A 24,657-nucleotide genomic window follows, 5' to 3' on the forward strand; every position below is an offset into this window, starting at 1 on the left:
CAATTGGGGATGCTGCAAGCGATTTCAAGAGCCCCTGCCGAATGTACCGCAATGCCGCGCCATGTCCCGCCTAAGCCAGTACGCGGGCAAAAAATGCCCAAATGCGCGGGTCCTGCACGGTCGCCAGGTTCAGGCGCATGCGGGTCGACGGTAACTGGCGCGGCGAAAACAGGCTGCCGGGCGCCAGCACCAGCCCTTCGGCCAGCGCCTTTTCGGCCAGCACATTCGTGTCGCAGCCCGCGTCAGCCCACACAAACATGCCCGCCGATGCCGGATCGAAGCGCAAGCCCGCTTGTTCGGCCTTGCGGTACGTGCCCTCGCGCACCTTGTCGAGCCGCGCGCGCAGGCGCTCGGCATGCTTGCGGTACAGTCCCTGCGAAACAATTTTATACACCACGCGCTCGCCGATGTCACTGGTGGTGAGCGTAGCGAGCATCTTGCGGTCGGCCAGGCGCTGCGCCCGCTCCTTTGATGTGGCGATGAAGCCCACGCGCAGGTTCGCCGCCAGGCTCTTGGAAAAGCCGCCCAGGTAAATCACGCGGCGCAGTTGGTCCAGCGCGGCCAGGCGCGTGGCAGGCTGCACCGCGCCGCCCGGGTGCATATCGCAATAGATATCATCCTCGACGAGCAGGAAATCGTGCTGCTCGGCCAGGCGCAGCACCTGGAAAGCCTTGGCTGCCGACAGCGACGTCGAACTGGGGTTGTGCAGCACCGAGTTGATCACATAGAGCTTAGGGCGGTGCAAGGCCGCCAGTTCGGCCAGCACGGCGATATCGGGGCCGTCACCCAGGCGGGCAATGCCGATGACGTTGATACCCATGGCGGCAAAGGCGCCAAACATCAGCCAATACGCGGGATCGTCGACGAAAATGGTTTCACCGGGACGGACGAACTCGCGCGCCACCAGGTCCAGCGCCTGCATCACCCCCACCGTCGTGACGATCTGCTCGGGCGGACAGGCGATTTCCAGCCCCGCCAGTTTCAGTTGCAACTGCTGGCGCAGCGGCAGGAAACCCTGCGGCGCGCCATACCCCAGCAGCAAGTTGCCGGGCTGGCGGCTGACGTCGCGCAAAGCGCGCGCCACCAGGTCGCCGTCGAGCCACTCGGCGGGCAGCATGCCGGAGCCGGGCGCGGGGATGGCGGGCGCCTGGCGAAACATATTTCGGATCAGCCAGACCACATCCATCGTCTGCGCCGCCGCATCCTGCGCGCCATCTGATGGCGCCGGCGCGTTCAGCGGCAAGCGCTCGCGCACGAAAAAGCCGGCGCCGCGCCGCGATTCGAGGTAGCCGCGCGCCACCAGCTTGTCGTAGCTGGCCACGACCGTGGCGCACGATACACTCAAGCTGGCGGCGCACCGGCGGATCGAGGGCATGCGCGCGCCGTCGCGCAGCAGCTTGTCGTCGATGCGTGCAGCCAGTGAACGCACGATCTGGTCGATCAGCGTTTCGCCCGAGGCGCGTGACAGCAAGGGGAGAGGCGGCGATGCAGGTGTATTGCTCATATGACCATGACAGTGTGTGAAATTATGTGCGAAAGTGTATTTGTACTGTATCGCTATTGAGCTCTAGGATAACAGCATTGGGCGCCTTCATTCAGCCCGCCGATAGACCCACGCCACCGGTACTAGGACAGCCATGCCATCGCACGCCACCACCTCCCCCAGCCACCTCCTGCGCCTAGCCGCAGACCGCAAGGGCCTGTTACTGGGATTGACAGCCGTCGCCATCTTCAGTCTCACCCTCCCCTTTACGCGCATGGCGGTGGCCGAACTCGACCCCACTTTTGTCGCCCTGGGCCGTGCCCTGGTCGCTGCCGCCCTGGCTGGCCTGTGGCTATGGCAGCAGCGGGCAGCGTGGCCGCGGCGCGAACAATGGCTACCACTGGCGCTCGTATCGCTGGGCTGCGTGCTGGGCTTCCCCTGGCTGACGTCGATCGCCATGCGCAGCCTGCCCGCCTCGCACGGCGCCGTGCTGGTGGGCATTTTGCCGCTGGCCACCGCCGTGTTTGCCGTGCTGCGCGGCAAGGAGCGCCCTTCTCCGGGATTCTGGCTGATGGCCCTGCTGGGCACGGCGCTGGTGGTGGCGTTCGCACTGCGCCAGGGTGGCGGCAGCTTCCACCAGGCCGACTGGCTGATCTTTGCCGCCGTGCTGCTAGCGGCGCTCGGCTATGCCGAAGGGGGGCGCTTGGCGCAAGTCATGCCGGGCCAGCATGTCATTTCCTGGGCGCTGCTGCTGGCCGCACCCCTCGTGCTGCCCGTGGTGCTATGGAACGCCTGGCCACAGCGCGCGCTGATGGCGCAGGCCAGCGCTGCGGCCTGGCTGGGCTTTGCATACATTTCCGTCTTTTCCATGTTTATCGGCTTCTTTTTCTGGTACCGGGGCATGGCGCTGGGGGGCGTGGCGCGCGTGGGACAGACGCAACTGCTACAGCCTTTTCTTACGCTACTGGGCGCGGCCGTGCTGCTCAATGAGCCACTGACAGGCGCAAGCCTGCTGTTTGCCGGCGCCGTGATCGCCGTGGTGGCCATTGGACGCAAGCTGAAATAGGCCAGCTTGACGCCCGTTTGCAACGCCCGTGCGCGTACGGATGGGCAGAGCGGCGTGCAAGCCGTACAATAAGGCGGCACCATGGCGACGCCTACCCGGCGCCGCTTGCGCACGCACCGCCACAAGCGGGCCAAAAAAACCAGCCGGCGCAGCTCGGCATCTTCTGTGAGACTCGTATGAAAATTGAAAATCCGAATCCGATCCAATGGCGCTTTGCAGAACGCGCGGAACAGCTGCAAAGCTCGTTCATCCGCGAAATCCTGAAGATCACGCAGCGTCCCGAGATCATTTCATTTGCCGGCGGCCTGCCCTCGCCAGCCACCTTCCCCGTGGAAGAAATGAAAACCGCTTTCGACAAGGTCCTGTCGAACAACGGCAAGGTGGCCCTGCAATACGGTCCCACCGATGGCTATCTGCCGCTGCGCCAGTGGATCGCCGACTCGCTCTGCGCCCAGGGCAGCAGCATCTTGCCCGAACAAGTGTTGATGACCTCCGGTTCGCAGCAGGCGCTGGACTTGCTGGGCAAGGTACTGATCGATGAAGGCAGCCGCGTACTGGTGGAAACCCCCAGCTATCTGGGCGCACTGCAGGCGTTTTCCGTCTATCGTCCCGAATTCGTTTCCGTCGATACCGATGACGAGGGGCTGGTGCCGTCGTCGGTCGACCCTGTCGCCGATGGCGCACGCCTGCTGTACGCGCTGCCGAACTTCCAGAACCCCACGGGCCGCAGCCTGTCGGTGGCGCGCCGCGTGGAACTGGTGGAGACCTGCGCCCGCCACGGCCTGCCGCTGATCGAGGACGATCCGTACGGCGCCCTCAGCTATAGCGGCGAGCCGTATCCGAAGATGATCAATATGAATCCGGACGGCGTCATCTACATGGGTTCATTTTCCAAGGTGCTCACGCCAGGCATCCGCCTCGGCTACGTGGTGGCGCCGATGCCGCTGGTGCGCCGCCTGGAACTGGCCAAGCAGGCGGCCGACCTGCACACGTCGCAGTTGACGCAAATGGTCGTGCATGAAGTGATCAAGGATGGCTTCCTGGAGCGGCATATCCCCAGCATCCGCAGCTTGTACGGCAAGCAATGCCAAGCCATGCTGTCGGCGCTGGAAGAGCACTTCCCGGCCGGCGTCACATGGACGAAACCGGAAGGCGGCATGTTCATCTGGGTCACTTTGCCGAAACACATCGACGCCATGAAACTGCTCGATGAAGCCATCGCCAACAAGGTCGCCTTCGTGCCAGGCGCGCCGTTCTATGCCAACACGCCGGAAACGCACACCCTGCGTCTGTCCTTCGTGACGGTGCCGCCGGAACGCATCGTCGAAGGTATCGCCATCCTGGGCAAACTGATCGCCGCAAAAATGTAGTGCCATTGTCCACGCCCCGCCTGCTGCGGGGCGTGTCTTGCTACCCCTTCCGAGCCAACGACTCAGCATCTTTCTCACGCAAAAGCCATCTTCACAACAGCAACTTCGTGTATCTATTTTCAAAAAATTCACACAAGTATTGCTTTAAGCTCTACGGCAACAACGATTTTTAACCCAAAAAATTGGCGAAGCGGTATGATTTGAGCACCGCATCAAATTTGAATCGGCTCAGCTTTTGACTATACATGCACAGGTGCCCGAGGTGCGGCCAGGGCCGCACCTCGGGCACTACTTTGTTCGCCGCCGCACGTGGCGGCCAAGGCGTGCAGGACTTCGGCATCACCGAAAGTACAGCAAATGCTGGCATCGCAGAGTACATCCAAGAAGGCCGGCAGCAATGAGTACAGGTAGTGTGGGGCATTCCCAGCGGCGCGAAGCCGCTATTTTGATAGTCGATGATGCGCCAGCCAACCTTGAGCTGCTGCGCAAGCTGATGACTGAACAGGGCTATCAAACCTATGTCGCCACGTCAGGCGAACGGGCGCTGGAGATCGCCCAGCGCGCCCATCCCGACCTGATCCTGCTCGACGTGCTGATGCCGGACATGGATGGCATCGAAACTTGCCGCCGTCTCAAGCAGCACCCGCTGACGCAGCGCATTCCCGTCATCTTCATGAGTGCCAGGACGGAAACGCAAGACGTGGTGGCCGGTTTCGACTGCGGTGCCGTCGACTACATCAGCAAGCCGCTGCGCATGGCTGAAGTGTGCGCGCGCGTGCGCGCCCATTTGCACATCCGCAACAACAATGAAAACCAGCAGGAACAGGCCGAGCGCCTTCGCACCATCGTCAACAATATGGCTGAAGGCTTGCTGATCATCGAGGCGGACGGGCGCATCCAGTACACCAATCCGGCCTGCGATCAGTACCTGGGCTATCGCGAAAACGAATTGGCTGGGCGCTCGATTGCCGAACTGCTCAGCCCTCTGGTGACGCAGGAATACCTCGATTACTTCGCCATGTACGCGGCCAATCCGGAAACGGCGCACAACCACGGCACGCGCGAAGTGGCAATCCGTCACCGTAGTGGCGCGTCGCTCAGCATGGACCTGACGCTGACCCCCATGTATCTGCGCCAGCCGCTGTACATCGGCCTGCTGCACGACATCACACACCACAAACAATCGGAAGACGCCTTGCAACGCGCCGCCTATCTGGACCCGCTGACAAAAATCGCCAACCGCCGGCATTTCGACAGCTTCCTGGAAAAAGAGTGGCAGCGCGCCGTTCGCGGCGGCGGCGCCCTGTCGCTCGTGGTGCTCGACGTCGACCACTTCAAGCTGTACAACGACAGCCTGGGTCACCCAGCCGGCGACATCTGCCTGCAACAGGTGGCGCAAGCCATCGCCTCGCATGCGGCCCGCCCGGGCGACTTGGCAGCCCGCTACGGCGGCGAGGAATTCGTCATGCTGTGTGCCGACACGGACGCCGACAGCGCACTGCTGCTGGCCGAAGCCATCCGCACGAACATCGAAGCACTGCAACTGGCGCACCCGCGCTCCATCACCTCGCCGTGGATCACCGTCAGTATTGGCGTGGCGAGCATCCACCCGCACCAGCTCGATGATCGCGAAGCGCTGTTCGTCGCCGCTGACCGCGCCCTGTACGCGGCCAAGGAAGGCGGCCGCAACCAGGTACGCACCACGCATTCAGGCAGCGCGGCCTGGGAAACGGTCAAGGCACTGGTGTTACGTTGACGTTTGAAGTTTGAAGTTGGAAGTTCAACGGAACATGCAACGGACCGGGAGTAGGCCCACGTCACAAAAAAAGGCACCCCGGGCCAAGCGAGCCTGAAAAATGTCGAGGGCAAGGCGCAGCGACGCAGACAGTACGCAAGTACGGCAAGGAAGCTGCAACGCCGCCATCGGCATTTTCTCAGGCCCGCGTCTAAGGCCCGCCGTTCTCAACGCGAATCAAAATTTTCTCGATACGCTCAACTTCGCATTGCGCCCCACGCCGGTGACCGCCTCGCTCAGATACGGCATATAGTTGCGGTTAAAGACGTTATCGACCGTCAGGCGCAATTGCGTGCCGTGCCAGATACCCTGCCCGCCATCCCAGGAAGCGAACAGCGTATGGAGCGCATAGCCTTTCGATGGCGGCAGGCGGTAGACATTCCCCAGCGGCAGGACGCGGTCCTGCTTCGCCACGAAACGGCCCTGCCAACCGATACTGGCCCCAAAGTCGGGCATGCGCCAGCCCACACCTGCCATCAATTTATTCGGCGCGATGGTCGACACGGGTTCGTCATGACCCCAGGGGTCGCGCTGGGATCCGGTGCGCGTGCCGCGCTGCTTCGACAACGAAGCGCTGGCAAACAGGCGCGGCGCGTTGTAGTAGGACTCGAGCTCCACGCCCTGCGTGTGGAAACCGGCCAGATTACGCTGGGTGGACAGGGCTGGCGGCAACATGCCCGAGCCAGGCACATAGCCTTCGATCAGGATGCCCAGGCGCGGGCCGATATTGTCGCTGACGCGGTTCTGGTAAGCCGTCAGGCGCAGCTGCACGTCGTCGCGCTCCATGAACACGTTCTGCCGGTGCAGCATGAAGCCCGTGCGCACGGCCGTCACACGTTCGACGGCCAGGTTGCGGCTGGTGCCCGGTGTCGATGAACCGAGCTTGGACGACACATAATATTCATTCGAATACATCTCGTCTATCGTCGGCGCACGCCAGGTGCGGCTCACATCGCCGAACAGCGCCACGCTGCTCGACGCCTTCCAGAACAGGCCCAGGCGGGGCGACCAGTCCGCGTGCACCTTTTCGCTGAAGTCGTGACCAGCCGCCGCCAGCGCGCTGTTGTAGCGCGGCGCCTTGTTCGGCACGCCCCCGGAAACAACCCGGTCATGACGCAGCGCCGCCGTTAGCGTCAGGTCGCCATACGTCATCGCATCCTGCAGATACAGGCCCGTGGTTTCCTGGCGCCCGGCCGGCATATAGTAAGGCTGAAAGTAGCCGTAGTTGTAGCTGGGATCCTTCAGCGCCGTCGACGATGGGTAATACATCAGGGTGTCGCGCACGTTCTTGTGCCATTGCAGGCCCATGAGCAGCACGTGCGAAATGGCGCCCGTCGTCAACACGCTTTCATTGCGCAGCTCCGCAATGCGGTCCACGTACGAGGCCCAGCTCTCGTTGCCCAAGGATCCCAGGTAAGAGCCCAGCGAAGCCGATGGCAGGCGCTTGTCATGTTGCTCCGTGTGCGAATAACCGACGCTGGCCGTCAGCTTGATCCATCGATTATCCTGCGGCGCGTACTGCCACTTCACGGCATACGTATCGTCGTCCTGGTCGCGATATACGGCCTTGCGCTGCCACGCCTCGTCCAGTCCATACTTCCTGATCTCCGCCTCGGTCGGCGTGGGCACGTCTTCACCCATGGCGGCGAACGGGCCCCAGCCCGCGCTACCGCTCTGCATGGCCGTCAGGGTCAGCAGCTGTTCCGGCGTCAGGCGGATATTCAGCTTCGCCAGGCTCGATGGCGCGTCGATGGCGGAAAAGCGGAATGGCTTGCCATCGGGTTTGCGCAAATCGTCGGACTTGCGCTGCGTGGTGAAGGCCATCGCATCGTAGCGGCCGTCTTCCGTGCGGCCATAAACGGCCACGGTGGCGTCGTTTTCCCCGTTATTGGAGTGGCGCGAGTACTTGAGCATGGCGCCCACTTTCTCGCCGCCTTCCAGCAAGTCTTGCGCGTCCTTGGTCTCGACCGTGATGACACCACCGAAGCCGCCATTGCCATACAAGCTCGTATGCGCGCCCTTGTTCACCTCGATCTGCTTGATCAGCTCCGGCTCGATGAAAATGGAACCCTGGCGGTATTTTTCGAAACCCTTGGGCACGCCGTCGAGGATGACTTTCACGTCCTGCACTTTATTGAAGCCCCAGATATTGAGGCTCTGGCCGCTGGGACGGGCCGTGCCGGCCAGGTCTACGCCGGGCAAGGTATCGAGCAAGGACGCGACATTGTCCGCCTGCTGGCGTTCGATATCGGCGCTGTTGATATACGAACGGCCCGCCGTGCCGGCGCTGATGGCGTCGCCAAATACGCTGATGGCGGGCATCGACACCTCATCGGCCTGGTCGGCCATCGCTGCCGCTCGCGCATGGCCCTGCGCGCCGCCCAATGCCAGCGCCAGCGCGGCGGCCAGCGGGGTCCATCCTTGCAGCGGGGTCCGTCCTTGTTTACTGCTACTCTTCATCGCTATCCTTGCCTGGTTTTCATACTGATGGAATGAAAAAATGCTGGGGCAGAGGAAGACTGTGCACGATCAAGCGGTGGCGTTGAAGCAAGCGTTGCGGCGCGACTCTGCCCGCACGGACGCGCCGCTGGCGCATGGCCGGCGGCGCACTGCAATCACTGGAATAAGTTGCCTTAGTGAAATGCAAAACACATCATATATCAGATGCGAATGATTCGCAATACGGTGTCATGCGTTTTATTCCGGATAGCCGGTGATATCGGCGATTTCGCGGTACAAGGGCTGCAGCCGCGCATACATCTTGCGATACACGCGCCGGTACAGCTGTTCGTAGATTTTGCAGTGCTCGGGATGCGGCTGGAATACCTTGCCCCTGCGCGTCATGGCTTGCACCGCGGCGGGGAAATCCGCATGCCAGCCCAGGCCCACGCTCGCGGCGATGGCCGCGCCCAGGCCCGAACTTTCATACACATGGGCGCGCGCAGCGGGCAAGCCGAAGATGTCGGCCGTCAGCTGCATGGCCGCGTCGCTTTGCGAGCCGCCGCCTGCGATGCGCAGCTCCGTAATGGCAATGCCGCTGCGCCGCTCGATGCGCTCCTTGCCTTCGCGCAGCGCATACGCAAGCCCTTCGAGGATGGCGCGGTACATATGCGCGCGCGTATGCACATCGCCAAAACCGATCATGGCGCCCTTCGCTTCCGGGCCAGGCACCTTGATGCCGGGACTCCAGTACGGCTGCAGCATCAGGCCCATGGAACCGGGCGGCACGGCCTCGACCAGGCACTCGAACAGCGCCTCGGCAGAGCAGCCCGTGCCATCTTCGGCAGCGGCCGCCCGTTCGCGGTCGCCGAACTGCTCCTTGAACCAGTTGACCATCCAGTAGCCACGAAAAATCTGCACTTCCGTGCTGTAGGCGCCCGGCATGGCGGCCGGATACGGCGGAATAAAGCGCGTCACTTCCACGTAGTTGCGGTTGGTCGTGTTGATGGTGGCCGTGGTGCCGTAGCTGAGGCACGCCACATGCGGCTCGACGCAGCCGGCGCCCAACACTTCGCAAGCCTTGTCGGCGGCAGCCGCCAGCAAGGGCGTGCCTTGCAAGATGCCCGTCGCCGCAGCCGCCGCAGCCGTGATGGCACCCATGCGCGTGCCCGGCGTCACCAGCTCCGGCAGCATGGAGCGCTTGATCGCCAGTGCCTGCCACTTCCAGTCGAAGCGCCCGGCCCAGGTGTGGCGCTTGTAGTCGAACGGGATGTAAGCCACCTGGGAACCCGTCGAATCGGCATAACGTCCGCAGAGGCGGTGGTTCAAGAAGCCAGACAGCAGCAGGAATTTATGCGTGCGGCGCCAGATGTCAGGCTGGTGCGCGCTAATCCAGTTGATCTCGGCCTCGCGGCGGAAATACGTGATCGTACCCTCGAGGCGCGTGACGCGAAAAGCGGCGCGCCACCACGGCGCCAGCGGCGGAATCTGGCGCGTGCAGCGCTGATCGAGCCAGGTGATGGCGGGGCGCAGGGGAACGCCATGCTCATCGACATTGACCACCGTGCCGCGCTGCGTGGTCACCGCCACGCCGACCACCGAGGACTTGGCTATGGCCGTGCTGCGCCACAGTTGCTGGCACGCTTCGCAGACGGCTTGCCAGTAGCCTTCGGCATCATGCTCGGCCCAGCCGGGATGCTCGGAATAATATGCCTCCAGGAACACCTGCGCCTTGGCCGCCAGGTTGCCGTCCCTGTCAAACAGAAGCGCGCGCACGCTTTGCGTGCCATTGTCGATGGCAAGAATGTAAGCTGCCCGGTCCGATACGCTCGCCATGACTTCAGCGCGCAACGTCGAGCGCGACTCGATACCAGCCGACGTCGACGAGGTCGCCATTCGCGCAGGTGATGTGCAGCAGGTCTTCGCCCAGTTCCTCGACGAGGGCGGCCACGGGCTGGCGCAACAGGATGGTCTCGATGATACTCTCCTCTTTTATATTTTTATGATCGCTTCAGTTGCTTTGCGGCACGCTGTAATGACTGCGCCACAGGGCCAGGTAGCGCGCCTGCTCCGCGTCCCAGCGCGCATCGTCCCAGCCCAATTCATGCTGGCAGATGGCACGCAGGCGCGTCATGATAGCAAGCGCGCCGCCGGCCAGCTGCACACCGAGGCGCGTGCGCCGCAGCAGCAGATCGTCCAGGTGCTGCACGTTCTCATTGCGCGCGCCCCAGCGCAGCTGCGCCCAGAGCGTCTGTGTGCCGGCAATTTGCGCCAATTCGCCCTCGTGCGACGCATCGCACAGGGCCTGCGCGGCCGCGCCATAACGCCCGAGCAGACGCGCGCGCTGCTCGCCATCGAGCAGCAAAGCCTTGCCCGACAAGGGCGGCGTTGCGTCAAAAATTGGCAATGGGCGCAGATCCGCCTGCCAGCCTGGCAACAGCGGCGCGGCGCGGCGCAATGCGTCAAGGGCGATCACACGAAACGTCGTCAGCTTGCCGCCCGCCACCGTCAACAAGCCATGCTCCAGCCATAGCGCATGTTCGCGCGCCTCCTTCGACGGGTCAAGCTGGCCGCTATCGATGACGGGACGCACGCCGGCATACGTGGCCAGCACGTCGTCTTCGCCCAGCGCCAACTGCGGAAACTGCCAGCGCAACGCCACCAGCAGGTAGTCGAGTTCGCCGCGCGTGATGGCAGGCTCCAGGTCGAGGCTGGCGTCATGGTCGACATCGGTGGTGCCCACCAGGGTCACGCCCTCCCACGGATAGGCGAAGACGGGGCGGCCATCGCGCGGGTGCATCAGGCTGACCGCTTGCGCCAGCGGCAGGCGCCAGGCAGGCAGCAGCAAATGGCTACCGCGCAGCGGCCGCAGCTTCGGCTTTTCTCCCACCTGGCCGCGCAAGCGGTCGGCCCAGGCGCCCGTGGCGCTGATCACCAGGCGCGCGCGCGCCGTCAATGTTGCGGCGCCGATGCCATCGTTCAAAACGGCCCCCACGACCCTGCCATCTTCGCGCAGCAGCGATTCCACGCCCAGATAATTGACGGCCACGCCGCCATGGCGGCGCGCTTCCTGCAGCACGCGCAGCACCAGGCGCGCGTCGTCCGTCTTGGCGTCCTGGTACAGCATGCCGCCGCGCAGTCCTTCGCGCTGGACATGCGGCGCCAGCATGGAAAAATCGGTCGCATCGACATAGCGGCGCGCCCGCTGCCCCGCCATCACGTCATAGATGGCCAGGCCCAGCATGAACTGGCGCCGTCCCGGTTTCCTGCCCGCGTAGTCGCCAAAGGCGAAGCCCTGCGGCTCGACCAACCCGGCCGCGTCGGCCAGCAAGGCTTGCCGTTCATGCACCGACTCGCGCGTCATCGCGAACTGCCCCTGCTTGAGGTAACGCAAGCCGCCATGCACCAGCTTCGAGGAGCGGCTCGACGTGCCCCAGGCGAAATCGCGCTGCTCGACCAGCAGCGCCTTCAGGCCGCGCCGCGATGCTTCCAGCAAGATGCCAGCGCCGGTGATGCCGCCGCCGACGATCAGCACATCCCAGTGGCGCGCCAGGACGCCAGGCAAATCGTCGCGGTTCACGGCGCACCCGCCACTTCGGGCAGCAGTTTACCGGGGTTCATCATGCCCTGCGGGTCAAACTGATGCAGTAGTGCGCGCATGGCGGCGATGCCCAGTGGACCCTTTTCGGCAGCCAGCCACGGCGCATGATCGCTACCCACGCCGTGCTGGTGGCTGATGGTGCCGCCGTTGGCCACGATGGCAGCGCAGGCCGCCTCTTTCAGGCTGCGCCAGCGCGCCATGTTTTCTTCATACGTGGGCGCCAGCCGGTACACATACGTGGTGTAGACGCTGGCGCCCTGCGCATACACATGCGACAGATGCGTGTAGGCGTGCACCTGCTCGCCATGCGCGGCCAGCGCCCTGGTGCCGGCCTGCTCCAGCGCTGCCATCATGGGCGTGACGCGGGGCCAGTCGACGGCAGTTTCCACCGTGTCGATGACATAGCCGTGCTCCCAGGCGCCATTGCGCAGGTAGACGTTGCGAAAGCGACCCTGCTTCCACTTGTCGCCCATGTGCCGCCCCACATGCACGCCCTTGTGCCGCCGCGCCAGCGCCAGGGCGTCGCGCAGGGCCGCGCGCGCCGGTTTTGCGTCTCCGCTGACGCCCACCATCAGCATGCACTTGCCTTGCGCGCAGCCGCGCAGGGACAGGTAGCGCTCCAGCAGTGCCACCAGTTTCTTGTGGCCGGCCAGGGTCAGCATGGTTTGCGTCTCGAGCGCGTTCGACAGGCGCAGCATGCATAAAGGCAGACGCGACTGGGCCAATGCCCGCACGGCCGCCTGCGCCTGGCCCCAATCGGCGAAAAACACGGCATGGAATGCTTCATGGGGCGGCAGCGGTGAGATGCGCACGGTAGCTTGCGTCAGGATGCCCAGGCGCCCTTCGGAACCGAGCACCATTTCGCGCAGGTCGATGCCGGCCGCCGAGGCGGGAAAGGTGGGAATCGTCAAAGTGCCGGATGGCGTTTCTACTTCACCGCCCGCGAACAGCTGCTCGATGCGGCCATAGCGCAGTGATTGCTGGCCCGACGAACGCGTGGCGATCCAGCCACCCAGGGTGGAATATTCGAACGACTGCGGATAGTGGCCCAGGGTATAACCCTGCGCGCGCAGCTGCGCTTCCAGGTCGGGGCCGTAGACGCCGGCGCCGAAAGTGGCCAGCTGCGCTTCGCGGTCCAGATGGCCCAGCGCGCACAGGCGCACGAGGCTCAACGACAGCACGGGGCGCGCGCCCGCAGCCACCGTCAAGTGCCCGGCCACGCTGGTGCCGCCGCCGTGGGGTATCACCGCCACACCGGCATGGTGCGCATACGCGAGCAGCTGGCGCACCTGCAGCGCACTGTCGGGAAAGGCCACGCCGTCGGGTACCGCGCCGATGCGGCCGTGGCGCAGCTTGAACCAGTCGGGCAGACTTTGGCCGAGCGCATGACGCACGCGCGTGGCAGGCTTGGTATCGATCAGCGGATGCGGCGCCAGGCGCGAGGCGGGAACTGCCGCACAGACGGCGTCAAATGTGGCATCGTGCATGCCGCTACCCGGCCCCAGGCGCTCGCCCAACAAAGCCAGCGCCGCCGCGCTCAACGCAAACGTGACGCTCTCGTCACCCCAGCCATTCCAGCGTTGCATCGAAATCCCCTGTAGTTGGCCAGTTGCACGCCACGGCGGCTTGCTATACTGTGCTTGCCTGATTTTCTTGCTAGATGAATAGCATATGCCGCCAGAGACGAAAGATATTGGTTTTTCATGACAATTGCATTGTTGCATCATGCCAGGCACTGACAGCGACCACGCGCAAGGGCGGGTCGCGGGCGCCTATCTGCAGCCGCTGCTGGAAGCGGCCGGCGCGCACGGCATCGCTGCCGCCACCCTGGCGCAGGCGGCAGGCATAGCGCCGCACAGCCTGGAAGCGTCAACGGCCAGCCTGGCCGCACGCGACTACGTGCGCCTGCTCGATGCAGGCGCACAACTGGCGGGCGACGCGCATTTTGGCCTGCACGTGGGCCAGCGCGTGCGCATGGGTACCTATAGCGCGTATGGCTTGATTTTGCTCAGTTGCAAAAATATGGGCCAAGCGCTGGAACAGACGGCGCGCTATGAACGGCTGGCGCACGACCTGGGCCGCTCGACCCTGCAGCGCGATGGCGCCGTCGCGCATTACGGCTGGAGCAGCCACTATCCGGGCGCCAGCCGGCACTTGGTCGACAGCGTCTTTGCCGGTGTCAAAGTGTGCGGCGACTGGCTGGCGGGCGTACCCCTGCCGCCGGCCCGACTGGCGTTCACCCACGATGGCGGCGGCGACTTGCTGCGCTGCGCCACGCACCGCGACGAATATATGCGCGTGCTGGGCAGCCTGCCCGCGTTTGGCGCCAGCACGAACACGGCCAGCTTCGAGGCGCAATTGCTGGACTGGCCCGTGCCGAACGCCGACGTCAGCCTGTACCCCGTGCTGTGCCAGCACGCGGAGCAGTTGCTGGCACAGCGCCAGGCCACAGCAGAAAGTAGCGGCGCCATCGAGACGCAAGTACATGCGGCCATCGTGGCGGGCTTGCGCCTGGGTTCGGCGCGGCTGGCCAGCGTTGCCGCCATGCTGGCCGTCACGCCGCGCACCCTGCAGCGCAAGTTGGCCGACGCCGGCACCAGTTTCCAGGCCTTGCTGGACCAGACCCGCTATAGCCTGGCGCGTGATTATTTGCGCACGCCGGACCTGTCGCTGGTCGACATCGCCTTTCTGCTCGGCTACCAGGAACAAAGCGCGTTCAACCACGCGTTCCGCGTCTGGGCGGGCACCAATCCCGGCGCCTGGCGCCTGCATCAATTGCAGGCGAGACAAGCCCGATTCTAGGCATGGGCGCGCCGTGCCCGGCGCATTTTCTGGCTATACTGACATGCTCTGACTTCCCACGATCACTCCAACCCGCAATGCAAAGGATTAATATGCAACTCAAAGACAAAGTCGCACTGATTACCGGCGCCGCCAGTGGTATCGGCAAGGAAATAGCCATTGAATATGCAAAACAAGGGGCCAAGGTGGTCATCGCCGACCTGGCGCTGGAAGCGGCCAGCAAGACGGCCGAGGAAATCAAGCAATCGGGCGGCCAGGCGTTTGCCGTGGCCATGGACGTTTCCAGCGAAGCACAGGTCGAGCAGGGCGTGGCGGACGCCGCGGCCCACTTCGGCGGCATCGATATCCTGATCAGCAATGCGGGCATCCAGATTATCAGCCCCGTTGTCGACTACCCGTTCGATCAGTGGAAAAAAATGCTGGCCATCCACATGGACGGCGCCTTCCTCACCACGCGCGCCTGCATGCGCGAAATGATCAAGGCCGGCCGCGGCGGCGCCATCATCTACATGGGCTCCGTGCACTCGCACGAAGGTTCGCTCTTCAAGAGCGCCTACGTTGCCGCCAAGCATGGCTTGCTGGGCCTGGCCAAGGTGGTAGCCAAGGAAGGTGCGAAAGATGGCATCCGCGCCAACGTCATCTGCCCCGGCTTCGTGCGCACGCCGCTGGTCGACAAGCAAATCCCGGAACAGGCAGCCCAGTTGAACATCAGCGAAGAAGACGTGATCAAGAAAATCATGCTGAAAGACACGATTGACGGCGAATTCACCACCACCGAGGATGTGGCACAAACAGCCGTCTTCCTGGCAGCCTTCCCATCGACGGCGCTAAGCGGCCAGTCCATCGTCGTCAGCCACGGCTGGCACATGCAATAGTGCCAACTGCCGCAGGCAGCCACGCCATTTGCCTGCTGCGTGACACGGTGAACCTCAAGGAGCGGACAGGGCGGCGGCTGTCATGTGGCGGCGCGGCGGCGCGGCGCGCAGGGACGTGGCCGTGGCCGCCTGGCCGTCGCGCCGCCGTTCCAGCTTGAACAGGGCCATCGCTTGCTCCAATTGCATGGCCTGGTCTTGCAGCGAAGCCGAGGCCGCCGCCGATTGCTCCACCAGCGCCGCGTTCTGCTGCGTCACTTCATCCATCTGCGTGACGGCCATATTGACCTGACCGATGCCATGGCTCTGTTCGCGCGAGGCTGAAGCAATCTCATCCATGATGCCGTGCACGCCCTGCACGGCGCCCAGCATCTCGGCACTGCTGACGCCTGCCTGTTGCGCCAGTTTCGCGCCCGCCTGCACTTGCGCCAGCGATGCCGTGATCAATTGCTTGATCTCCGTGGCGGCCGACGCGCTGCGCTGGGCCAGGCTGCGCACCTCGCCTGCCACGACGGCAAAGCCGCGCCCCTGGTCGCCTGCGCGCGCCGCTTCGACAGCCGCGTTCAGGGCCAGGATGTTGGTTTGGAAGGCAATACCCTCAATAATTCCGGTAATGTCGCCTATCTTCTTGGAAGCGGCGTTAATTTCATCCATCATCATCACTACCTGGCCAACGATTTCACCGCCGCGCCCCGCCAGGCCATGTACCTTGCCCGCCATGTCGCTGGCCTGCACGGCATTGCTGCTGTTTTGCTGCACCGTAGCGGCCAACTGCTCCATGCTCGACGCCGTCTGCTCCAGGGCCGACGCCTGCGCTTCCGTCCGGCCCGACAAATCCATATTGCCGGCAGCGATTTCCTGGCTGGCCATGCTGATGCGCAGGAAATTACCGCGCACATCACCGACGATGGAGTGCAAATTGACGCGCAACTGGCGCAACGAGCGCAGCAGTTGCCCCATCTCGTCGCGCCGGGCGGTATCGAACTCGCCCGTCAGGTCGCCGCCCGCCATCACGTCACAGGCCTGGCGCGCCTGTTGCAAGGGCTGCAACACGGCGCGGTGCAAGCCACGCCAGAAATACAGGGTCGCGCACAAGGCCACCGCGGCCAACCCCGTTATCCAGCCTCCCGCTCTGGTCGGCAACAGACCCGCATCCCACGCCAACTGCAACAGCAATAGCAGGCTCAGCGAGCCCAGGTTCCAGCCTATGCGCTTGCCCAGTGCCAAGTCACGCAAGCTGAGCACCTTGGCCAGCCAGCCCGTGCGCACGGCTACGCCCTGCCTGATGATGATGCCATTGGCCTGCCCCGCCTTCATGCGCGCGTACAGGGCGCACGCCTGCGCCACCTGCTGGCGTGTCGGCTTGGTGCGCACGGACATATAGCCGACAGCCACGCCATCCTCGACTACCGGCGTCACGTTCGCCAGCACCCAATAGTAATCGCCATTCTTGCAGCGGTTCTTGACCATGCCGCTCCACGAACGCCCCGCGCGGGCGGTGGCCCAGAAATCGGCAAACGCTTCGACCGGCATATCCGGATGGCGCAAAATGTTCTGCGGCGCGCCCATCAATTCGTCCGCACTGTAACCGCTGATGGCGATGAAGTAAGGGTTCGCATACGTGATATTACCTTGCAAGTCAGTAGTCGAGACGATGGTCTCGGTATCGCTCAGGGTGATCTCGGTATCGGTGACGGGAAGATTGAGTCGCATGGTTACACCCTCAGAATGAGCCCGTGCGGTGACGGGTAAGCGGACAAGGAACGATCACCAGGCAGGAAAACGGATGCGGCACTGGCACCCTTATTCTAATGTTTTATTATAAATAAAATATCCTTTATTCCGGCTATGCCGCGGCAGGTTCGCCGGCCCAGTAACGGTCGACGTCCAGCAAGCCCCACTGGGCGGCGCTTTCCGTGGAAACAATACGCTCCTGACAACCCGGCGCGGCCAAGTCGATGACGCTGGGCACGATGCAAGTGCCGGCGCGGATGGAAAAGAATGCACGCACGGTCGGCGAGGTCAGCGTCTTGCCCTCCGCCTGTCCCACCACCACGGCCAGGCGCTCCGACTGCAGCCGCACCAGAGTACCGAGCGGATAGATGCCCAGACATTTGACGAAAGCGGCAAACAGTTTCGCATCCAGGTGCCCGCCGCGCCAGGCGGCCATGCGGCGCAGCGACTCGGCCGGGCACCAGCCCTGCTTGTATGGCCGGTTCGAGGTGACCGCGTCGTATACGTCACAGATGGCGCCCATGCGCGCATACAAGCTGATTTCGTCGCCACGCAATCCTTTGGGATAACCGCTGCCATCGAGTTTTTCATGGTGGTGCAAGCACACGTCCAGCGCCACCGGATCGATATCATCGACTTCGAGCAGCAAGCGATGGCCGGCCGCCGCATGGGTGCGCACGCAGGAAAACTCCGCGTCGCTGAGGCTGCCAGGCTTGTTCAGGATGGCCGATGGCACAGCCATCTTGCCGATGTCGTGCAACAATCCCGCCAGGCCGGCCGAGCGCACCTGCTCGGGCGCCAACTCCAGCTCCCGGGCCAACGCCGTCATCAGCGCACATACGGCCACCGAGTGCATATAGGTATAGTTATCGGCGGTTTTCAGGCGAGCCAGGCCCAGCAACATGCCGCCGCCCAGCAGCACCGAGGCGGCGATATCATCGACCAACTCGTAGGCATGCCCGACGGGTAGGGCCTTACCCATGCGCGCTTCGTCAAACATCGTTTGCACGGCTTGGCGCGTGCGCTCGATCAACCGCCGGGCATGCGCCATTTGCTCGTCGCGCGACAGGCTGGGCGCGACTTTCGCAACGGCGACGTCTATCACATGCGCTTTGGCTTCGGTGCAAACTGCTGCGGCTGCGGCTGCGGCTGCGGGTGCTTCTGGGGGCGGTGCGGCAACGACAACAGGTTCAGGCGGCGCCAGGCCGCGTGCGGTATCGATCCACACTTCGTTCAGCCGGGCCGCCAGGATACGCTCCAGGTCAGCCGGCGATTCGAGCAAAAAAGAACGCTTCCAGAACGGCGTCTCAAGCCAGGAGCGGCCGAGGCGCTCGATATACATACCCAATACCAAGTCGGTACTCGCTATTTTTTTCAGCACGGAGGCTCTCCAGACATTCAGGTTGCGACAGCGCATTGCGTGTGACACATCATACGCTGGAATAAATGATTCAACCAAATATACCACTTTACATTGCACATTCGCAACATATTGGGGATAAACGAACACAAAATAATGAATTTTGATCATTAACACCAATTACATGCCAAAAATAATTAAATTTAACAATTTAATTGATTTTATATTGACACGGGGCAATTTTTTGGGCATGACATGGCTATCGGTGCACATTGGCGCGCGCCATTGAGCGTGGCGAGCCGATGCTCACTGCTGACAACGCCAGCACGCCCAGCAATGCCGTCGGCGCGGCCGGGGGCAGCGTGGCGCCTAGCGCGGCACGTAACGCCAGCCGGCGCTTTCCAGCATGAAGGTGAGTTCCGTCTTGATGCCATCAGGACGGCTCGGCACGCTCAACTCGGTGTCGCACACCAGGTAACCCGTCTTGCTCTTGACCTCGCACTCGTTGATGGCCTTGACCTGCATGGTGCTCTGCGCCTCCTGCATCTGCACATCCTTGGCCGCTTCCGGATCGCGCGCCACTTCCTCTTTGGCCCAGGCGCGCAACATGGCTTGCGCCTCGGCCGGCGATGGTCCGGCGAACTTGGCGTGCTTGCGCTCGACGCCGACCCAGGTATCATTATCCTTGCGCAGGGGCAACACTTGAAAGCCATCGCGCATGCCGGCGCGCATGCCCACCAGGCACACCACCTCGCCTGGCACTTCCTGCGATTCGCGACAACCGTGCAAGCTGCTCACCTTGACGCTGATCGGCAGGCTCGATGGCGCCTTCGCTTGTGTCTTGGCCACGCCCGCCTGCACGGCCGCCTGGATTTGTTCCTGCGTGGGCATGGAGGCGGCATGGGCCGGCAAGGTGGCGAACAGGGCGGCAAAGGTCAGGGCGAGAGTCGTCAGGCGCATGGGCATGGGCATGGGCACCAAGAGTGGTCGTTAAAGATCGAAAGTCTAGCACTTTGCATAAAAACAGCTGTTTCTGTACAGACATGTTCCCAGCGTCCGGCGCGGGGTGGCTCGCCTCACAGTAAACGGGAGCCTGGCGCAACTGCGGCAACTGCGGCAACTGCGGCAGCTTGCGCCATTGCGTAGCGTGCCAGCAACTGGCACTGCCAGCCGGCTAAGCGACGCTCAACTCGTCATGCAAGCACCTCTTTATTGCTATGATATCGGGCTGCCGGCGGTACAGCCGGCCACGTCGATACCATATCAATAACGTCGTCATCAGAATCGGGAGTTTGAATGAGTTTACGTCTGCTGCTCTTGGGAGCATTCAGTGCCGCCATGGCCACCACCGCCATTGCTGCAACACCGGCGCTAGCGGCGCCGCGCGGCTTCACCGTCGAAGACATGGTGGCCATGGAACGCGTGGGTAGCCCCGTGCTGTCGCCGGACGCCACGCGCGTCGTCTACACGGTGCGCAGCACCAACCTGGACAAAAACCGTGGCAACACGCAGCTGTGGATGATCGACCTGCGCGCGCCGAACGCGGCGCCACGCCAGCTCACGCGCGGCGAATCGAGCGCCAGCGACCCGCAATGGTCGCCGAACGGCGACGCCATCTACTTCCTCTCGGGCCGTTCCGGCTCCTCACAAGTGTGGCAACTGCCCCTGAACGGCGGCGAAGCGGCCAAGGTCACCGACCTGGCGCTGGACGTCGACACCTACCGCTTATCGCCGCAAGGCGACCGCCTGGCGTTGAGCATGGGCGTCTTCCTCGATTGCGCCGATATCGCCTGCACCAAGAAGCGCTTGAATGAAAAAGCCAGGAACAAGGCGAGCGGCATGGTCTACGACCAGATGTTCGTACGCCACTGGGATAGCTGGGCTGACGGCCGCCGCAACGCGCTGTTCTCGGCGCCCATCGACGCCAGCGGCAAGGTCAGCGCCGAGCCTGTCAGCCTGAGCGGCAGCCTCGATGGCGACGCCCCCTCGAAACCGTTCGGCGACAACGGCCAATACCACTTCAGCCCGGACGGCAAGACGGTGGCATTCTCGGTGCGCGTGGCCGGCAGCAAGGAAGCGTGGTCGACCAACTTCGACGTCTACACGATTCCAGCAACGGGCGGCCAGGCGCCGCGCAACCTCACCGCCGACAATCCGGCCTGGGATGCCAAGGCCACCTATTCGCCCGATGGCCGTACGCTGGCCTATGTCGCCATGACCAAGCCGGGCTTCGAAGCAGACCGTTTTCATTTGGTGCTGATGGATGTTGCCACGGGCAAGAAGCGCACCCTGGCCGATGACTGGGACCGCTCCGTGGCCGATTTCCGCTGGACGCCGGACGGCAAGGCTTTCCTGGTCGCCGCCGATGACGTGGGCCAGCATCGCCTGTTCCACATTGACGCGGCCAGCGGCAAGGTCAATGCGCTGACCGGCAAGGGCGCCGTGGGCGACTTCGACGTGCGCGGCAATACCATCGTGCTGGCGCAAGCCAACCTGGCCTCGGGCGCGCAGCTGTACACGCGCAAACTCGACGCCAAGTCGGAGACGGCGCCGATGCTCCAGCTGACGCAGCAAAATGCAGCCGCGCTGGCCAACGTGCGCTTCGGCGAGTACGAGCAATTCTCGTTCGCGGGCGCGAATGGCGAAACCGTCTACGGCCACGTGATGAAGCCATGGAATGCCAAGGCCGGTGAAAAGTATCCGATCGCCTTTTTGGTCCACGGCGGCCCGCAAGGCAGCTTTGGCAACGGCTGGAGCTACCGCTGGAATCCGCAAGTGTATGCGGGCGCCGGCTACGCCACCGTCTTCATCGACTTCCACGGCTCCACCGGCTATGGCCAGAAGTTCACGGACTCCATCAGCGGCGACTGGGGCGGCAAGCCGCTGCTCGACTTGCAGAAGGGCCTGGAAGCGGCCACCAAGAAGTTCCCGTGGCTGGACCGCGAACGCAGCTGCGCACTGGGCGCCTCGTACGGCGGCTACATGATGAACTGGATCGCCGGCAACTGGCCGGACGGCTTCAAGTGCCTGGTCAACCATGACGGCGTGTTCGACAACCGCGGCATGGCTTACGCGACCGAAGAACTGTGGTTCACCGAGTGGGAAAACGGTGGCACTTACTACGACGCGCCAGCCAAGCACGAACAGTTCAACCCCGTCAACTTCGTGAAGAACTGGAAGACGCCGATGCTGGTGGTGCAGGGTGACCTGGACTTCCGCATCCCTACCGCGCAAGCCTTGGGCACTTTCACGGCGCTGCAGCGCCAGGGCATTGCGAGCAAGCTTCTGGTCTTCCCGGACGAGAACCACTGGGTGCTGAAACCGGCAAACTCGCTGTTGTGGCATCACACGGTGCTGGACTGGCTCAATACGCATACTAAAAAGTAAGCCTGGCGCAAAATAACAAAGCCGCACAGTTCGCACTGTGCGGCTTTTTTTCATCGGTCAAACTGCATCAATACGCCATCAATACGCAGCGAGCGCCTTGGCGAACTTCACGATCCACAAACGGCTAGGACGCTCGCGGTCGTCGCCGCGCGCCACGCGGATACTGTTGGCAGCGTTGCAGCCGACCGCGCTGCTGGTGACGATGGCGCCGTTCGCATCAACCGTGCACTTGGTCACGTCGGCGTCTGCTACTTCCATGCCATTGGCGTCAAAGATCTTGGTTTTCAGGCCGAAGTCGTTGTCATTCGCCAGCGCGATGGTGGAGTCATCGATCAGGGTCAGGCCTTCGGCCTTTTCCGCCGCCCAGCCGATGGCGTTCAAGTCCAGTAGCAGGGTTTTCTTGAGCGGCGTGACAGCAGCCCAATCGGCGCCGTTGACGGCTGCGCCACCCATGCTGCTTTTTTCCAGGTCGGACGTCGTCGCGTTGAAGGCGGCGGCCGCGATATCGGTAGCGCCCTTCAATTCGACCAGCATCAGCTTGTTGAAGACCTTGCCCGAAGGTGCAGCACCTTGCTCGATGACGAGGAACTTGCCGCCGCCCAGCGCCACCATGTCGCCCAGCTTGGCGTTGCCCGTGCGGCCATCCTGGTAGTCGGCGCCATTGAGCGGATACGCATACATCTTGCCGCTGCTGCCCGTCGTCGGATCGAATTCGATCCAGCGCGTGAAGCGGGCGAAGCGTTCGACCTGTTCATTCTTCTTCGTCACCGTGTACGGCGCACTGCCGTCCGACAAGGGGCTTTGCAGGAAGGCATACAGCTTGTCGTTGCTGGTGTCGAGTGTCATGCCTTCCATGCCGCGATTCGCGCGGCGCTTGGCGAACAGCGCCGGCAAGCCCTTGCCCGGCTCGTACTTGGCCTGGATGACGCCCGTGGCGGCATCGATCTTGATGATGAAGGGGCCGTATTCATCGGACACCCAGAGCACATTGCGCTTCGCATCGACAACGATGGCTTCCGAATCGAGACCGCCCGCATTGAAGACAGCCTTGCCGGTCGCGTCGAACTTCATCGCATCCATGACGGGAATTTCGGCCGAATTGCCGACCTCGCCGATGGGCACGGGCAAGCCCGAACTGTTGACGCTGGCCGATACCTTGATCGGCGTGCTCGCTGTCAGCATGGCGCCATTTTTGCCCACCGTGATCACGCCGAACGAAGGGGTAAAACTGGGCGACGGGAAGATCTTGCTACCGCTGCTGCCCTTGCCCGATGGGTCAGGTACCTGCGGGCCATCGCCGTTCGGTCCGCGATCCGTCAAACCATAGAATTCCAGCTCGCCAGCGGCGTTCTTGCCCTTGTAAGCCAGTCCCGAGCCATACGACGGCAGGAAGCCTTTCGGGAATTCGCCCTTGATCTTAACGTTCGCGCCTTCGTACGGCACATAGTATTTGTCGGCCGCCTGGATCTGGTAGCGCGTCACGGTGACTTTTACTTCACCCACCGGGTTGGCCTGCGTCAGCGCTTCATTCACGGGCGCGCCCGCCTTGGAAGCGAGCGTATCTTCAAAGTGCTCGCGCACGAGGGTACGGCGCTCGGCATCGACCGTGCGGCTGGCGAATTTGCCACCCACGCTGCTCAAGTGTGCGGCCAGGGCCGCGTTAAAAACGGCCGGGGCGCCAGCAAAGTCGAGCGTCTTGCCGGCCAGCGCCGTCTTCACTTCGGCCGTCAGCTTGATGCCATTCGACGGATCGCTGTCCTCATCGAGCAGTTGCAACGCCAGCAGGCGGTTGACGACCTTGTCGTCGGCGACATTCGTGCTGGCCGCCAGCGCCAGCGGCGTGACGATAGCGCCACATGGCGCCGAACCCAGGGCCAGGGCGCCGATACTGAACGCTAGCGTATCGCCGGGGTTGCAAATGAATTCGCCCTTGGCATTGGTGCTGGCCTTGACCGCACTGCCGGCCACGTAATCGAGGCCTTCCACCGCGCCGTCGAGGAACACGCCCGTCTGCGCCACGGGCTTGGCCGGTTCCGCCGGCGTATTATCGCTGCCGCCGCAAGCGGACAGGCACAGGCTGGCGGCAATGGCCAACAGGGTCAGTTTCGGGGTCGACATTACAGCATTGTTCATGCATTCCTCGGCTAGGGTGAAATTCAATCCTGCAGAGTAACTGGCCAAAGTGACAAGCCCATGACAGCCTTCACGCCAGTGGCGTATCCGCGACAAGCCGATGCCGCCAGAACGGTCATCGGCCTGGCACCGGCACGCCTTGGGCGTGACGCCTTTCACCTGCGGGTAGCGGCGCTTGAAGTTGGCCCCGTCATTCAATCCCACTGCGCAACAGACGTTGCTGACATAAGCGTCCGTCTGCTCCGGAGCAGTATGTGCAAGCGTATCGATATGCAGTAAAAACAACACTCTGAAGGAAAGTATTGTCACTTATTCGTTTTGTGTCAGGCCGCCTAAAAAAGCGCTGCTAGACTTGGTTTGCGGCATTAGACCGTCTGCGCTCGCCGTCCCCCGGGGAGGCCAGCGCTACCAACCACATTATTTTGGAGAACGCATGAATCGCCCTGCATTGCAAACTTTAGCTGCCTTACTTCTGGCCATCACCAGCGCTTCCGTCATCGCCGATCCCATGTATCCATCCGACGCCGAAGGCTTCCACGGCTACCTGCGCGCCGGCGCCGGCAGCAATACCTCGGGCGACGGCGGTTCGCAAGGCTGCTTCGGCCTGGGTGGCAA

General features: G+C 63.2%; 15 protein-coding genes and 1 pseudogene. 7 read left to right on the forward strand and 9 right to left on the reverse strand.

What is annotated here, in order from left to right; genetic code table 11:
* Window positions 1–70 precede the first annotated feature (70 nt).
* Window positions 71–1,504 (reverse strand): aminotransferase-like domain-containing protein, encoded by a 1,434-nt coding sequence (locus ACQ4V8_RS15635; RefSeq protein WP_436571772.1) that lies wholly within the window; start codon window positions 1,502–1,504, stop codon window positions 71–73.
* Between the two features lie 133 nt (window positions 1,505–1,637).
* On the opposite strand from ACQ4V8_RS15635, the gene ACQ4V8_RS15640 reads away from it, so the two are divergent.
* The 3 genes from ACQ4V8_RS15640 to ACQ4V8_RS15650 all read left to right on the forward strand — a co-directional run bounded on the left by ACQ4V8_RS15640 (window position 1,638) and on the right by ACQ4V8_RS15650 (window position 5,675).
* Window positions 1,638–2,549 carry a DMT family transporter gene (locus tag ACQ4V8_RS15640; RefSeq protein WP_436571773.1) on the forward strand — a complete coding sequence of 304 codons (912 nt, stop codon included), beginning with the start codon at window positions 1,638–1,640 and terminating at the stop codon, window positions 2,547–2,549.
* Window positions 2,550–2,725: 176 nt separating this feature from the next.
* Complete coding sequence (locus tag ACQ4V8_RS15645; protein ID WP_010396631.1) at window positions 2,726–3,919, forward strand: aminotransferase-like domain-containing protein; 1,194 nt, start codon at window positions 2,726–2,728, stop codon at window positions 3,917–3,919.
* Between the two features lie 397 nt (window positions 3,920–4,316).
* Window positions 4,317–5,675 (forward strand): diguanylate cyclase domain-containing protein, encoded by a 1,359-nt coding sequence (locus tag ACQ4V8_RS15650; protein WP_029496288.1) that lies wholly within the window; start codon window positions 4,317–4,319, stop codon window positions 5,673–5,675.
* A 216-nt stretch (window positions 5,676–5,891) separates the two neighbouring features.
* Here ACQ4V8_RS15650 and ACQ4V8_RS15655 read toward each other — a convergent pair whose 3' ends face one another.
* The 4 genes from ACQ4V8_RS15655 to ACQ4V8_RS15670 form a co-directional block, all read right to left on the reverse strand.
* Window positions 5,892–8,174 (reverse strand): TonB-dependent receptor domain-containing protein, encoded by a 2,283-nt coding sequence (locus ACQ4V8_RS15655; protein ID WP_010396627.1) that lies wholly within the window; start codon window positions 8,172–8,174, stop codon window positions 5,892–5,894.
* Window positions 8,175–8,411: 237 nt separating this feature from the next.
* Window positions 8,412–9,989: an FGGY-family carbohydrate kinase gene (locus tag ACQ4V8_RS15660; protein WP_436571774.1), complete on the reverse strand. Its 1,578-nt coding sequence runs from the start codon at window positions 9,987–9,989 to the stop codon at window positions 8,412–8,414.
* 175 nt (window positions 9,990–10,164) lie between these two features.
* Complete coding sequence (locus ACQ4V8_RS15665; protein ID WP_436571775.1) at window positions 10,165–11,733, reverse strand: glycerol-3-phosphate dehydrogenase/oxidase; 1,569 nt, start codon at window positions 11,731–11,733, stop codon at window positions 10,165–10,167.
* Window positions 11,730–13,340, reverse strand: a complete 1,611-nt coding sequence (locus ACQ4V8_RS15670) for an FAD-binding oxidoreductase (protein ID WP_010396620.1) — start codon at window positions 13,338–13,340, stop codon at window positions 11,730–11,732. The genes ACQ4V8_RS15665 and ACQ4V8_RS15670 overlap by 4 nt, the downstream gene beginning before the upstream one ends.
* A gap of 139 nt (window positions 13,341–13,479) precedes the next feature.
* Between ACQ4V8_RS15670 and ACQ4V8_RS15675 the strand changes: the two genes are divergently transcribed.
* Window positions 13,480–14,556: an AraC family transcriptional regulator gene (locus ACQ4V8_RS15675; RefSeq protein ID WP_436571776.1), complete on the forward strand. Its 1,077-nt coding sequence runs from the start codon at window positions 13,480–13,482 to the stop codon at window positions 14,554–14,556.
* 92 nt (window positions 14,557–14,648) lie between these two features.
* A complete protein-coding gene (locus tag ACQ4V8_RS15680) occupies window positions 14,649–15,431 on the forward strand; it encodes a 3-hydroxybutyrate dehydrogenase (RefSeq protein WP_010396615.1) in 783 nt (260 codons plus the stop codon).
* Between the two features lie 54 nt (window positions 15,432–15,485).
* Here the strand turns inward: ACQ4V8_RS15680 and ACQ4V8_RS15685 are convergent, their stop codons facing one another.
* From ACQ4V8_RS15685 to ACQ4V8_RS15695, 3 genes are all read right to left on the reverse strand, one after another.
* The gene (locus tag ACQ4V8_RS15685) at window positions 15,486–17,141 is read right to left on the reverse strand and encodes a methyl-accepting chemotaxis protein (protein WP_436571777.1); all 1,656 of its coding nucleotides are present in this window, start codon (window positions 17,139–17,141) and stop codon (window positions 15,486–15,488) included.
* Window positions 17,142–17,274: 133 nt separating this feature from the next.
* On the reverse strand, window positions 17,275–18,543 hold the full coding sequence (locus ACQ4V8_RS15690) for an HD-GYP domain-containing protein (RefSeq protein WP_436571778.1): 1,269 nt from the start codon (window positions 18,541–18,543) through the stop codon (window positions 17,275–17,277).
* A 348-nt stretch (window positions 18,544–18,891) separates the two neighbouring features.
* On the reverse strand, window positions 18,892–19,494 hold the full coding sequence (locus ACQ4V8_RS15695; protein WP_436571779.1) for a hypothetical protein: 603 nt from the start codon (window positions 19,492–19,494) through the stop codon (window positions 18,892–18,894).
* A 324-nt stretch (window positions 19,495–19,818) separates the two neighbouring features.
* Here ACQ4V8_RS15695 and ACQ4V8_RS15700 point away from each other — a divergent pair, with 324 nt between their 5' ends.
* Entirely contained in the window at window positions 19,819–21,909 is a 2,091-nt protein-coding gene (locus tag ACQ4V8_RS15700; protein ID WP_436571780.1) for a S9 family peptidase, read from the forward strand.
* 78 nt (window positions 21,910–21,987) lie between these two features.
* Here the strand turns inward: ACQ4V8_RS15700 and ACQ4V8_RS15705 are convergent, their stop codons facing one another.
* Window positions 21,988–24,042, reverse strand: a complete 2,055-nt coding sequence (locus ACQ4V8_RS15705; protein WP_436571781.1) for an esterase-like activity of phytase family protein — start codon at window positions 24,040–24,042, stop codon at window positions 21,988–21,990.
* Between the two features lie 433 nt (window positions 24,043–24,475).
* Here ACQ4V8_RS15705 and ACQ4V8_RS15710 point away from each other — a divergent pair.
* Window positions 24,476–24,657 (forward strand): annotated as a pseudogene (locus tag ACQ4V8_RS15710) (carbohydrate porin); the annotation flags it as partial.

It is taken from the genome of Janthinobacterium paucivorans, assembly GCF_051380805.1.
Lineage (GTDB): Bacteria > Pseudomonadota > Gammaproteobacteria > Burkholderiales > Burkholderiaceae_D > Janthinobacterium > Janthinobacterium lividum_D.

What these genes read in the sequence shown, in the direction of transcription:
- ACQ4V8_RS15655 (WP_010396627.1), bottom strand. Translation starts at nt 8,174, where the DNA reads ATGAAGAGTAGCAGTAAACAAGGACGGACCCCGCTGCAAGGATGGACC.
- ACQ4V8_RS15700 (WP_436571780.1), top strand. Translation starts at nt 19,819, where the DNA reads ATGAGTTTACGTCTGCTGCTCTTGGGAGCATTCAGTGCCGCCATGGCC.
- ACQ4V8_RS15640 (WP_436571773.1), top strand. Translation starts at nt 1,638, where the DNA reads ATGCCATCGCACGCCACCACCTCCCCCAGCCACCTCCTGCGCCTAGCC.
- ACQ4V8_RS15705 (WP_436571781.1), bottom strand. Translation starts at nt 24,042, where the DNA reads ATGAACAATGCTGTAATGTCGACCCCGAAACTGACCCTGTTGGCCATT.
- ACQ4V8_RS15650 (WP_029496288.1), top strand. Translation starts at nt 4,317, where the DNA reads ATGAGTACAGGTAGTGTGGGGCATTCCCAGCGGCGCGAAGCCGCTATT.
- ACQ4V8_RS15660 (WP_436571774.1), bottom strand. Translation starts at nt 9,989, where the DNA reads ATGGCGAGCGTATCGGACCGGGCAGCTTACATTCTTGCCATCGACAAT.
- ACQ4V8_RS15645 (WP_010396631.1), top strand. Translation starts at nt 2,726, where the DNA reads ATGAAAATTGAAAATCCGAATCCGATCCAATGGCGCTTTGCAGAACGC.
- ACQ4V8_RS15680 (WP_010396615.1), top strand. Translation starts at nt 14,649, where the DNA reads ATGCAACTCAAAGACAAAGTCGCACTGATTACCGGCGCCGCCAGTGGT.
- ACQ4V8_RS15670 (WP_010396620.1), bottom strand. Translation starts at nt 13,340, where the DNA reads ATGCAACGCTGGAATGGCTGGGGTGACGAGAGCGTCACGTTTGCGTTG.
- ACQ4V8_RS15685 (WP_436571777.1), bottom strand. Translation starts at nt 17,141, where the DNA reads ATGCGACTCAATCTTCCCGTCACCGATACCGAGATCACCCTGAGCGAT.
- ACQ4V8_RS15695 (WP_436571779.1), bottom strand. Translation starts at nt 19,494, where the DNA reads ATGCCCATGCCCATGCGCCTGACGACTCTCGCCCTGACCTTTGCCGCC.
- ACQ4V8_RS15635 (WP_436571772.1), bottom strand. Translation starts at nt 1,504, where the DNA reads ATGAGCAATACACCTGCATCGCCGCCTCTCCCCTTGCTGTCACGCGCC.
- ACQ4V8_RS15675 (WP_436571776.1), top strand. Translation starts at nt 13,480, where the DNA reads ATGCCAGGCACTGACAGCGACCACGCGCAAGGGCGGGTCGCGGGCGCC.